At 59.7% G+C, this 12,418-nt stretch carries 10 protein-coding genes; 7 read left to right on the top strand and 3 right to left on the bottom strand.

Going from position 1 to position 12,418, the window contains the following annotated elements:
- Positions 1–68 precede the first annotated feature (68 nt).
- From rimJ to murJ, 4 genes are all read left to right on the top strand, one after another.
- Positions 69–653, top strand: a complete 585-nt coding sequence (rimJ, locus tag ACOI7Z_RS05915; protein ID WP_017900738.1) for a ribosomal protein S5-alanine N-acetyltransferase — start codon at positions 69–71, stop codon at positions 651–653.
- A 9-nt stretch (positions 654–662) separates the two neighbouring features.
- A complete protein-coding gene (locus ACOI7Z_RS05920) occupies positions 663–1,316 on the top strand; it encodes a YceH family protein (RefSeq protein ID WP_023289129.1) in 654 nt (217 codons plus the stop codon).
- Positions 1,317–1,331: 15 nt separating this feature from the next.
- Positions 1,332–2,243, top strand: coding sequence for a Gfo/Idh/MocA family protein (locus ACOI7Z_RS05925; protein WP_170927827.1), 912 nt, complete (start codon positions 1,332–1,334; stop codon positions 2,241–2,243).
- Positions 2,244–2,354: 111 nt separating this feature from the next.
- Entirely contained in the window at positions 2,355–3,890 is a 1,536-nt protein-coding gene (murJ, locus tag ACOI7Z_RS05930) for a murein biosynthesis integral membrane protein MurJ (protein WP_023289131.1), read from the top strand.
- Between the two features lie 54 nt (positions 3,891–3,944).
- Here murJ and ACOI7Z_RS05935 read toward each other — a convergent pair whose 3' ends face one another.
- Complete coding sequence (locus ACOI7Z_RS05935; protein ID WP_023289132.1) at positions 3,945–5,159, bottom strand: MFS transporter; 1,215 nt, start codon at positions 5,157–5,159, stop codon at positions 3,945–3,947.
- Between the two features lie 16 nt (positions 5,160–5,175).
- Between ACOI7Z_RS05935 and ACOI7Z_RS05940 the strand changes: the two genes are divergently transcribed.
- Positions 5,176–6,204: a LysR family transcriptional regulator gene (locus ACOI7Z_RS05940; protein ID WP_072096710.1), complete on the top strand. Its 1,029-nt coding sequence runs from the start codon at positions 5,176–5,178 to the stop codon at positions 6,202–6,204.
- A 39-nt stretch (positions 6,205–6,243) separates the two neighbouring features.
- Here the strand turns inward: ACOI7Z_RS05940 and rne are convergent, their stop codons facing one another.
- Positions 6,244–9,477, bottom strand: coding sequence for a ribonuclease E (rne, locus tag ACOI7Z_RS05945; RefSeq protein WP_087848980.1), 3,234 nt, complete (start codon positions 9,475–9,477; stop codon positions 6,244–6,246).
- Between the two features lie 699 nt (positions 9,478–10,176).
- Between rne and rluC the strand changes: the two genes are divergently transcribed.
- Positions 10,177–11,130 carry a 23S rRNA pseudouridine(955/2504/2580) synthase RluC gene (rluC, locus tag ACOI7Z_RS05950; protein WP_012542245.1) on the top strand — a complete coding sequence of 318 codons (954 nt, stop codon included), beginning with the start codon at positions 10,177–10,179 and terminating at the stop codon, positions 11,128–11,130.
- Positions 11,131–11,167: 37 nt separating this feature from the next.
- On the opposite strand, the gene ACOI7Z_RS05955 is transcribed toward rluC, so the two are convergent.
- Positions 11,168–11,752 (bottom strand): Maf family protein, encoded by a 585-nt coding sequence (locus ACOI7Z_RS05955; protein ID WP_023289135.1) that lies wholly within the window; start codon positions 11,750–11,752, stop codon positions 11,168–11,170.
- A gap of 141 nt (positions 11,753–11,893) precedes the next feature.
- On the opposite strand from ACOI7Z_RS05955, the gene yceD reads away from it, so the two are divergent.
- Entirely contained in the window at positions 11,894–12,415 is a 522-nt protein-coding gene (yceD, locus tag ACOI7Z_RS05960; RefSeq protein WP_017900733.1) for a 23S rRNA accumulation protein YceD, read from the top strand.
- Positions 12,416–12,418: the final 3 nt, after the last annotated feature.

A 12,418-nucleotide genomic window follows, 5' to 3' on the forward strand; every position in this document is an offset into this window, starting at 1 on the left:
TTCACACCGTCGCGCAGGACAGGTATAGTGAAGGCAGCAAGAATGAAGTCAGGGGGACTGAAAAGGAAATGTTTGGCTATCGCAGTAACGTGCCGAAGGTGCGTTTGACGACGGACCGGCTGGTGGTGCGCCTGGTTCACGATCGTGACGCCTGGCGTCTGGCCGATTATTACGCCGAGAATAAGGCGTTCTTAAAACCCTGGGAGCCGGTTCGTGACGACAGCCACTGCTATCCTTCCGGATGGCAGGCGCGTCTGTCGATGATCGCCGAGTTTCATAAACAGGGGTCTGCTTTTTATTTCGCGCTGCTCGATCCGGAGGAAAAGGAGATCGTCGGCGTGGCGAACTTTTCCAACGTGGTGCGTGGATCATTCCATGCCTGCTATCTCGGCTACTCTATTGGCGAGAAGTGGCAGGGGCAGGGGCTGATGTTTGAAGCGCTGACGTCAGCGATTCGCTATATGCAGCGTACGCAGCATATTCATCGCATTATGGCCAACTATATGCCGCATAATCAGCGCAGCGGCGCGCTGCTGGCGCGGTTGGGGTTTGAAAAAGAGGGTTACGCCAAAGATTACCTGCTGATCGACGGGCAGTGGCGTGACCATGTATTGACGGCGCTAACGACGCCGGACTGGTCAGCGGGACGTTAAGGAGAGAGGATGAAATATCAGTTAACCGCGCATGAAGCGCGCGTCATTGGCTGTCTGCTGGAAAAGCAGGTCACCACGCCCGAGCAGTATCCGCTGTCGGTGAACGCCGTCGTGACCGCCTGCAATCAGAAAACCAACCGCGAGCCGGTGATGTCGCTGAGCGAAGGCGAGGTCCAGACGCTGCTGGATACCCTGGTGAAACGCCACTATCTGCGCACGGTCAGCGGATTCGGCAATCGGGTAACCAAGTATGAGCAGCGCTTTTGCAACTCCGAATTTGGCGATCTGAAGCTCAGCGCCGGCGAGGTGGCGGTGGTGACGACGCTGCTGCTGCGCGGCGCCCAGACGCCGGGTGAATTACGCAGCCGGGCGCAGCGGATGCATGAGTTCAGCGATATGGCGGAAGTGGAAAGCGTGCTGGAAGGGCTGGCGACCCGCGAAGATGGTCCCTTTGTCGCCCGTCTGCCCCGGGAGCCGGGAAAACGGGAAAGCCGCTATATGCATCTGTTTTGCGACGAGATGGACACGCTGATCACGACGGTGGAAGCACTCGCGCCGCTGGAAGAGGATGACGATCTGCGAGCCAGGGTTGAAGCGCTGGAAGGCGAGGTGGCGGAGCTGAAAGCGCGCCTCGATTCGCTGTTACACCATCTGGGGGACTAAAACGTGGGGACAAGATTGCGCATCGGAGTGGTTGGCTTAGGCGGCATTGCGCAGAAAGCGTGGCTGCCGGTGCTGGGGGCGGCGGAAAGCTGGACGCTGCAGGCGGCCTGGTCGCCGGGAAAAGAGAAGGCGCTGCGGGTCTGCGAAACCTGGCGGATCCCCTACGCTGAATCACTGGATGCTCTGGCGGCGCAGTGCGATGCGGTTTTTGTCCATACGTCGACGGCTTCACATTATGAAGTGGTGAATCATTTGCTGAATGCAGGGGTTCATGTTTGCGTGGACAAACCGCTGGCGGACAAGCTGAGTGAGGCGGAGATGCTGGTCGAGCTGGCGGCGCGGCGGCGTCTGACGCTGATGGTCGGTTTCAATCGCCGCTTCGCACCGCTCTATCGGGAGCTGAAGGGACGGCTGGGCGAGGCGGCCTCGCTGCGGATGGATAAGCACCGCAGCGATAGCGTGGGCAACGATCTGCGCTTTACCCTGCTTGATGACTATCTGCACGTGGTGGATACCGCGCTATGGCTGGCCGACGGTCAGGCGCGTCTGCGCGGTGGCGCGCTACAGATCACTCCGCAGGGCGAGATGCTCTATGCCGAACACCAGTTCAGTTCGCCCCGGCTGCAGGTCACCACCAGCATGCACCGCCGCGCAGGCAGCCAGCGCGAGTGGGTGCAGGCGGTGACGGATGGCGGGCTATATGCCGTCAGCGAGATGCGCGAATGGCAGGAAGAGTGCGGTCACGGCGTGGTCCAGCGCCCGGTCGCCGGCTGGCAAATCACCCTGGAGCAGCGCGGCTTTGTCGGCTGCGCGCGCCATTTTATCGAATGCGTGCAAAATCAGACCGTTCCTGAAACTGCAGGCGAACAGGCGCTGCTGGCTCAGCGGGTGGTCGACAAACTCTGGCGCGACGCCATTAGCGAATAATCCGTTGTAACAACTGACAGTAGTAATTCATGTTGAACCCGGTAGACTATCGCCACTTTCCAGCGCCCGCATTTGCGGGCGTTTTACTCCAGGGTTTGGAATAACAGCGTAATGAACCTTTTAAAATCACTGGCGGCCGTCAGTTCGATGACCATGTTTTCGCGCGTGCTGGGCTTTGCCCGCGATGCGATTGTGGCGCGCATTTTTGGCGCCGGGATGGCGACCGACGCCTTTTTCGTCGCCTTCAAACTGCCTAATCTGCTGCGGCGTATTTTTGCCGAAGGCGCCTTCTCGCAGGCGTTTGTGCCGATCCTTGCCGAATATAAAAGCAAGCAGGGCGAAGATGCCACCCGGGTGTTTGTCTCGTATGTCTCCGGATTGCTGACCCTGGCCCTGGCGATCGTCACCGTTATCGGGATGCTGGCGGCGCCGTGGGTGATCACCATCACCGCCCCCGGGTTTGCTGATACCGCCGATAAATTTGCGCTGACCACCCAATTGCTGCGCATTACCTTCCCCTATATTTTGCTGATCTCCCTGGCCTCGCTGGTGGGGGCGATCCTCAATACCTGGAACCGCTTCTCGGTGCCGGCCTTTGCGCCGACGTTCCTTAACGTCAGCATGATTGGCTTTGCGCTGTTTGCCGCGCCGTACTTCCATCCGCCGGTGCTGGCGCTGGCCTGGGCTGTCACGGTCGGCGGCGTGCTGCAGCTGGCCTACCAGCTGCCGCACCTGAAGAAGATTGGCATGCTGGTCCTGCCGCGCATCAATCTGAAAGATGCCGGCGCGATGCGGGTGGTGAAGCAGATGGGCCCGGCGATCCTCGGCGTGTCGGTAAGCCAGATCTCCCTTATCATCAATACCATCTTCGCTTCGTTTCTCGTGTCGGGATCGGTGTCGTGGATGTACTATGCTGACCGCCTGATGGAGTTTCCGTCCGGTGTTCTGGGGGTGGCGCTCGGCACTATCCTGCTGCCCTCGCTGTCAAAAAGCTTCGCCAGCGGTAATCATGACGAGTATTGCCGGCTGATGGACTGGGGGCTGCGTCTCTGCTTCCTGCTGGCGCTGCCGAGCGCGGTGGCGCTGGGGATCCTCGCTAAACCGCTGACCGTGGCCCTGTTCCAGTACGGCAAATTTAGCGCCTTTGATGCGGCGATGACCCAGCGCGCGCTGGTGGCTTATTCCGTGGGGCTCATGGGGCTTATCGTGGTGAAGGTGCTGGCGCCGGGTTTCTATTCCCGTCAGGACATCAAGACCCCGGTCAAGATTGCCATTGTCACCCTGATTATGACCCAGGTGATGAACCTGGCGTTTATCGGCCCGCTGAAGCATGCGGGTCTGTCGCTGTCCATCGGTCTGGCGGCCTGCCTGAACGCTGCGCTGCTTTACTGGCAGTTGCGTAAACAGAAAATTTTCACCCCTCAACCGGGCTGGCTGGCCTTCCTGCTGCGTCTGATTGCTGCGGTGCTGGTCATGGCCGCGGCGCTGCTGGGCGTCATGCATCTCATGCCGGAGTGGTCGCTGGGGACGATGCCGTTCCGTCTGATGCGTCTGCTGGTGGTGGTGATCGCCGGAGTGGTGGCCTATTTCGCCACACTGCTGCTGCTGGGCTTCCGCGTGAAAGAGTTTGCCCGTCGTACAGCGTAATCGCTTGAATGGGAATTGATGAACCCGCTTCGCCTCAGGCGAAGCGGGTTTTTTTTATGATGCGCGGCGTTCGGCTGCAACGATACGGGCATTCTCCAGCAAGCGGATCGCCAGGGCGATCGCCCCGCTGACCACCGCCAGGGTAACCACCCCGTTCCAGCCGGCCAGTACGTAAAGCTTGCTGCCCAGCACCGACCCCAGCGACATCCCAATGAAGACCACGGTAAACAGCAGAGCGTTCAGGCGGCCGCGGGCCTGTGGCTCGAGGCCATACACTAGGTTCTGATGCGCCACCAGGCTTGACTGCAGGCCAAGGTCGAAGCCAATCGCCGACAGGGCAATCAGCGCCAGCTGGCCATGCAGTGGCAGCAGCGGCAGTATAAACATCAGGGCGAAGGAGACGGTGACCAGCGCCGCCCCCATTTGCGTCACTTTACCGGCGCCAAATTTATCGGCCAGTCCGCCGGCCAGCGGCGCAGCCAGCGCCCCGGCGGCCCCGGCGATACCAAAGCCGCCCGCTACCGCGCTGCCCATGTGATAATGTTCGGAGAGCATCACCGCCAGCGTCGACCAGAAGGCGCTGAAGGCGACAGAGAGCGCCCCCTGAGCCAGCGCAGCGCGGCGTAGCGCCGGGTAACGCTGCCACAGATGCGCCATCGAGGCCATCAGCTGCGGATAGCTCAGCGTCGAGTGAATGGCGAAGCGCGGCAGCACCCGCCACATCACCAGGCCAATCAGCGCCACGCTGACCGCCGCCGCCTGATACATCACCCGCCAGCCGAACACTGCGCCCACCACGCCGCTGACCGTCCGGGAAAGCAGGATCCCCAGCAGCAGCCCGGTCATCACCGTGCCCACCATTTTTCCCTGCTTGCCCGCCGGGGCGAGGATCGCCGCCGCCGGGACGATATCCTGCGCCATGGTCGCCGCCATACCGATCAGCAGACTAACCACCAGCAGTGAGCTGAGCTGGCCGGTGAGGCTGCACAGCAGCAGCAGGAGCGCCAGCAGCGCGCTTTTCACCAGGATCAGCCGGCGGCGATCGTGGCGGTCGCCGAGCGGAAGCAGGAACAGAATGCCGAGCGCATAACCCGCCTGCGTCAGCGTAGGGACCAGACCCATACCTTCTACCGTCAGGTGGAGATTGGCGCCCATCAACGGCAGCAGCGGCTGCGCGTAGTAGATAGAGGCGACGCTAAAGCCAGCGCCGAGCGCGAGAATGAAGATAATCCAGCCTGCGTCGCGGGCGGAAAGAGAAGTCGGTGTCATGATCAGTGCCTCGTGTATGCGATGGGGCTATTTTTCCCTGAACGCGGCTGGCGCGGTAGCCGGGCTGGTGGTAAAACGGTTATACGTAGCACGTATAGGCAAAAGAAGAATGAAAAGACAGGAGCGTATAGACCGCATTGAGCTGATGCGCACTTATATCCGCATTGTGGAGACCGGGTCGCTCTCCGCCGCGGCGGGACAGATGGATACCACTCAGGCGACCGTCAGCCGCCGCCTGCAGTCCCTTGAAGGGCTGCTGGGGGTCAAGCTGATCCTGCGTACCACCCACGCGATGAAGCTCACTGACGATGGCGAACGCTGCTACCGTCACGCTCGCCAGCTGGTGGATGCCTGGCTGGCGCTGGAAGATGACCTGCGTATTGCCGACGATCGGCCGGTAGGGGTGCTGCGGGTGAGGGCACCGCACGCTTTTGGCCAGCAGCAGCTGTTGGGGCCGCTGGTCGCCTTTCTCCAGCGTCATCCGCAGCTGTCGGTGGAGTGGATGCTGAATGATAATACTGTCGACTTTCTCAGCGATAATATCGACTGCGCCATCCGCGTGGGGGCGGAGGTGGATCCGGCCACGGTCTCCGTGCTGCTGGCGGAAGTGCCGCGCTGCGTGGTGGCCTCTCCTGAACTGCTGGCGAAGTACCCGCCGTTAACCTCGCTGGAGGCGTTATCCGGCCTGCCGTGGATCGCCATTAACACCTTTTATCAGCATGAGGTACGGCTCCGACATCAGGTAAGCGGGCAGATCGTCTCCACGGCGATTACCCCCTGTCTGAGCACCGACAGCCTGTACGTCGCGCGCAATACCGCGCTGGCGGGTCTGGGGGTGGCGATGGTGTCCAGCTGGACGGTGGCGGAAGATCTTGCCGCCGGAAGGTTGACAGAGCTGTTCCCGCAGTGGCGTCCCGCCTCGCTGCCGGTCCATCTGGTCTATCCCTGGGCGCGCTATTATCCGACGCGGCTGCGTAAGTTCCTTGACCTGATGCGGGAGATCATGCCGGACCTCGCCGGCATGCAGCCTCCGCAAAGCGCATAAAAAAACCGGCCAGGAGGCCGGTTTTTTTATTTAACACGCTTACTCGACGGGCTGTGGGCGGGTCGGTTCAGCGGTGGCTTTATGGGTCGCACTATGACCGCCGGCGGCGCCTTTACCTTCAAAGGCGAATGGCGGCCGCACCCAGGTGCTGTGGCGTGGTGCTTCCGGGACATAGTCCGGCGCTGGCGCACGGGTCATTGGCGCGGTGGCATGGCGATGACTCACCACCACTACCGGCTTGCTCACCGGGGGCTCGGCCTTGACCGGCTCGACAGGCGCTGCTTCGACAACCGGTGCTTCAACCGCGGTTTCCGCCGCCGGGGCGATGGTTTCCACTGGCGCTTCAACGACAGGCGCCGTTTCCACCACTTCAGGTTCTACCACCACCGGCTCGGCGTCGATCGTCACTGGCGCGATAGCCTGAGGCGCTTCGACAGCCGGCGCTTCGGTGACCAGCTCCTGCGGCGCAGGCTCGAGGGCTGCTGGCGCGACAACTTCCGCAGCATCAACGACCACCGGCTCGGCGGCCGCGACCGGCTCGACGACCACAGGCTCAGCGGTAACCGGCTCCATAGTAGCCGGCTCAATGGTGACCGGCGCAGCGGTAACGGTTTCAACGACGGCAACCGGGGCCGCGACGGCCGCGACGGTTTCCACGACGTTGTCGTCCTGAACCTGAACCTCTTCCGGCTGCTGGTCCTGCGGACGAACTACCGGGTAGCGGATCCAGACTTTACCGGAAGCCATCTCCGGCGATGCGCAGGCCACGGTCAGCGGCATTGGCGACTGGGTCGGATAGCGTTCGTCACGATAGCGACGACGACGCTGTCCGCTGACGCGCAGGTGACGCGGGGAACGACGCGAGCGACGCGGCATACCGTTCGCTTCACGGGATTCGCCATTTTCGTCCTGGTCCGCTACGCTCTCCACGACTGCTGGCAGCTCGGCTTTCACCGGCTCGCTGCGCGGAGCGATAACTTCCGCCACTACGGCTTCTGGCACGATCTCGGCAACCTGCTCAACGACAGCGGACTCGACGCGCACTTTCTGTGCCAGCTGGCGCGGTTTACGACGCGGCAGGGTCTGCACACGCTCTTCCTGCTCCGTCTCCTGCACTACCGGCTCTTCGCGTGTCTGCGCTTTGGCTTCCTGCTGCGCCTGACGTTTGTCGTCATTGCGGCGGCGGGTGCGTTCGCGGCGCGGCTGCTGCTCGTCACGAGATTTCGCTTTTTCCGCGTCGTCACCTGAGGTCTGGCGAACATCACGGGCTTCCACATTCTGCGACGGCTTCTCGCGACGGTTGCGACGGTTCTCTTCACGCGATTCGCGCGGTTCACGGCCTTCGTTATTCTCGGCACGCGCGTCGCGGTTATCACGGTTGTCGCGATTATCACGATTGTCGCGATTGTCACGACGGTCGTTGCGATCGCGGCGGTTGTTGGCGCGCGGTTTACGGCGCTCCTGCTGACGCTCCGGTTTTTCTTCCGCTTTCTTCTCGACCTGAACTTCAGCCGGTTTGGCCTCTTCGGCGCCAGAGAAGATATTCTTCAGCGCGCTGAAGAAGCGCGAGAGCAGGCCAGGCTGCGCCGGTGCGGCGGCCGCGACCGGGGTCGCTGCGGCGACAGGCGCGGCGGCTGGCTCTTCGAGCATCGGGGCCGGCGGCGCGTCAGGCATGACAAAAGCGGCGAGGGCCGGTTGTTCCGGACGTTTCCGTTCTGCCGGCTCATCGTCGCCCGGCAGCGCCATCTCTTCTTCATGCAGCTTCGGCAGCAGGTAGCTCAGCGTTGAGGTCTCTTCACCTTTGCGCACGCGCAGGACGGAGTAGTGCGGCGTCTGCATTTCGTCGTTTGGCACGATGATCACGCGCACATCGCCCTGGCGGGATTCGATAGCGCTCACCGCGGCACGTTTTTCGTTCAGCAGATAGGAGGCGATCGGTACCGGAACGATGGCATGAACTTCTTTGGTGTTCTCTTTCAGCGCTTCTTCTTCAATCAGACGCAGAATAGAGAGCGACAGCGATTCGTTATCACGCACGGTGCCGGTGCCGGAGCAGCGCGGGCAGACGTGGTGGCTGGATTCGCCCAGCGACGGACTCAGGCGCTGGCGGGACATCTCCAGAAGGCCGAAGCGCGAGATATGGCTGATCTGAATGCGCGCCCGGTCCTGACGGACGGCTTCGCGCAGACGGTTCTCCACGGCGCGCTGGTGGCGAACCGGAGTCATATCGATAAAGTCGATAACGATCAGGCCGCCGAGGTCGCGCAGACGCAGCTGGCGGGCAATCTCGTCAGCCGCTTCGAGGTTGGTGTTGAACGCCGTCTCTTCGATATCGCCGCCGCGGGTAGCGCGGGCGGAGTTGATATCGATAGCGGTCAGCGCTTCAGTGCTGTCGATGACGATAGAGCCACCGGACGGCAGACGGACTTCACGCTGGAAGGCGGATTCAATCTGGGATTCGATCTGGTAGTGGCTGAACAGCGGGATTTCACCGGTGTACAGTTTGATTTTGCTGCTGAAATCCGGACGACCCAGCGCGGCGATATGCTGGCGCGCCAGCTCAAGCACTTTCGGGTTATCGATCAGGATTTCGCCGATATCCTGGCGCAGGTAGTCACGGAAGGCGCGGACAATGACGTTGCTTTCCTGGTGGATCAGGAACGGCGCCGGACGGCTTTCCGCGGCTTTCTGAATCGCTTCCCAGTGTTTCAGACGGAAGCTCAGGTCCCACTGCAGGGCTTCGGCGGATTTGCCGACGCCAGCGGTGCGAACGATAAGGCCCATGCCGTCCGGAAGCTCCAGGCTCGCCAGCGCTTCTTTCAGTTCGGTACGGTCGTCGCCCTCGATACGGCGGGAAATTCCCCCCGCGCGCGGGTTGTTCGGCATCAGTACCAGATAGCTGCCCGCCAGGCTGATAAAGGTGGTGAGCGCAGCGCCTTTGTTGCCGCGTTCTTCTTTATCAATCTGCACGATAACTTCCTGACCTTCACGCAGTACGTCTTTGATATTAGGACGACCATGCGCATTGTAGTTGGCGGGGAAGTATTCGCGGGCGATTTCTTTGAGGGGGAGGAAACCATGACGCTCGGCGCCGTAATCAACAAACGCGGCTTCAAGGCTGGGTTCAATGCGGGTGATTTTGCCTTTGTAGATGTTCGCTTTTTTCTGTTCGTGCCCGGGGCTTTCGATATCCAGGTCGTACAGGCGCTGCCCATCAACAAGGGCGACGCGCAACTCTTCCTGCTGAGTTGCGTTGATTAACATTCTTTTCATCGTAACTTACTCATTATTCTTACATTGACGACTAAGCTGCGGGCAGAGTAATGCCTTTCCGGGGGAAAACCGATGGCCTCGTGTCTGGTTCACGTCGCCAACCTCACGGTTGTCGCGCGCTTAAGAGGCGCAGAGTGTCGGTCGCCTGTGTTTCAAACGGAAACACAGCGCAATTATTCAGGGGAACAGCCTGGGATGTATCACCAGAGAATATTCCATTTATACTCGTCGTCTTTCGCGTTGCAGGCATGATGGCTTAACCTGCTCACCTCGATCGGCTGATCCAGATGAGCTCCCGGGAGTCCCGGAGTTGACGCCTTCCTGCGACTTGAAATCCATAGAGCCTGTACCGGTAAGGACTGCAACCCGCAGCCCGCTAACTGTCTGAAAGATCACAACGTCTTACGCCATTGCTGCGTGGGCGATCGGTCAGACAAAATTGGTCATTCCGCTAATGTCTTGTTCTAACAAGATGCAATACGGAAAACGGTCTCATTATTCCATTGCTAACCTTGTTATAGCAAGTTGACTTTCACCTTTTATCACCCGGTTACTCACAGTTTTATCACCTGCCCATACAGATTGTTCTAATAACAAACAATATGGCGGTCAGGCAAACCGTGAAAACAGGATAATGATAAATATAAGCATATAAAAATGAGTGGCGCTAATGCGTCCGGCTATTTAGAATCGCGCACCATGAAAACTGAGACCCCAACCGTAAAAATGGTTGCCATTGCTGCTGATGAAGCGGGGCAACGTATCGACAACTTTTTGCGTACGCAATTGAAAGGCGTACCGAAGAGCATGATTTATCGTATCCTGCGTAAAGGCGAGGTGCGGGTGAATAAAAAACGCGTGAAGCCGGAGTATAAGCTGGAAGCGGGCGATGAAGTCCGTATCCCGCCGGTGCGCGTGGCGGAGCGTGAAGAAGAGGCGGTATCGCCGCATCTACAGAAAGTCGCGGCGCTCTCTGAGGTGATCCTCTATGAAGACGATCATATTCTGGTCCTCAATAAGCCTTCCGGCACTGCGGTACATGGCGGCAGCGGCCTGAGCTTCGGGGTGATTGAAGGGTTGCGCGCCCTGCGCCCGGAGGCGCGCTTCCTTGAGCTGGTGCATCGACTCGACCGCGATACTTCAGGCGTGCTGCTGGTGGCGAAAAAGCGCTCGGCGCTGCGTTCGCTGCACGAGCAGCTGCGCGATAAAGGCATGCAGAAAGACTATCTGGCGCTGGTGCGCGGCCAGTGGCAGTCGCATACCAAAGTAGTGCAGGCCCCGCTATTGAAGAACATTCTGCAGAGCGGGGAGCGAATTGTCCGCGTGAGTCAGGAAGGCAAGCCGTCAGAGACGCGCTTTAAAGTGGAAGAGCGTTATGAATTCGCCACGCTGGTGCGCTGCAGTCCGGTCACCGGGCGCACCCATCAGATTCGCGTTCATACCCAGTATGCTGGCCATCCTATCGCCTTTGACGACCGCTATGGCGACCGCGAATTTGATAAGCAACTCTCAGGTACCGGCTTAAACCGCCTGTTCCTCCACGCTGCTGCGCTGAAGTTTACCCACCCGGGGAGCGGGGAGGTGATGCGCGTTGAGGCGCCGCTGGATAACCAGCTGAAGCACTGTTTACAGGTGCTACGGAAGAGCAAATAAGCGCAACGGCGGAATCAGTTCCGCCGTTTTATTGGCCTTAGCCTAACAGCGGGTTGTCGTTTTCGCGGCGCAGCATCTGACACAGCGCGATTAAGGGTAACCCGACCAGCGTATTCGGATCGCGACCTTCCAGCCGTTCGAACAGCGTAATGCCTAACCCCTCGCTCTTGAAACTCCCGGCGCACTGCAGCGGGTTCTCTTTGCGCACATAGCCTTCGATCTCTTTATCGCTGAGATGGCGGAAGTGGACGTCAAAGGGCTCGCATTCGGTTTGCAGATGACCGCTGGCGGAGTTATACAGCGCCAGGCCGGTATAAAAGGTGACGATTGACCCGCTGGCCTTTCTCAACTGCCTGCGGGCATTTTCCTCGGTGTGCGGTTTACCGGTGATCTCACCGTCCAGTACGCAAACCTGATCGGAGCCTATAATAAGGTGATTGGGGTAGCGCGAGGCCAGGCTCTGCGCTTTGGCCTGCGCCAGCCGGGTGACAAGCTGACGCGCGGATTCTTCAGGACGGGGCGTTTCGTCGACGTCAGGCGCCGCGCATTCAAACGGTAATCCCAGTTTTTCCAGCAGCATGCGCCGCCAGGGAGAGGTTGACGCCAGGATAAGTTCAGACATATTTTTTCATCCACATATAGCGCTTCGCAGAGCATCATCTTAAACTATGCGCCGCAATGTGTGCGAATAAATGGCAAAAGGCAACCTGAGGCTGCCTTTTTCTTTGACTCTATGACATTACAAAGTTAATATGCGCGCCCTATGCAAAAGGTAAAATTACCCCTGACTCTTGATCCGGTACGCACGGCTCAAAAACGCCTTGATTACGAAGGCATCTATGCCCGCGATCAGGTTGAACGTGTAGCCGATTCTGTAGTCAGCGTGGACAGCGATGTGGAATGCAGCATGTCGTTCGCTATCGATAACCAGCGTCTCGCCGTCATTACAGGCGATGCGAAGGTAACGGTAACCCTCGAATGCCAGCGTTGCGGGAAACCGTTCTCCCATCACGTCCACACCACGTATTGTTTTAGCCCCGTCAGAAATGACGAACAGGCCGAAGCACTACCGGAAGCGTATGAGCCGATTGAGGTTAACGAATTCGGTGAAATCGACCTGCAGGCAATGGTCGAGGATGAAATTATCCTCTCCCTGCCCGTAGTTCCGGTGCATGATTCTGAACACTGTGAAGTGTCCGACGCGGACATGGTCTTTGGCGAACTGCCTGAAGAGGCACAAAAACCAAACCCATTTGCCGTATTAGCCAGCTTAAAGCGTAAGTAATTG

Source organism: Klebsiella sp. C283 (genome assembly GCF_048822555.1).
In the GTDB taxonomy this organism is placed as follows: Bacteria; Pseudomonadota; Gammaproteobacteria; order Enterobacterales; family Enterobacteriaceae; genus Klebsiella; species Klebsiella quasipneumoniae.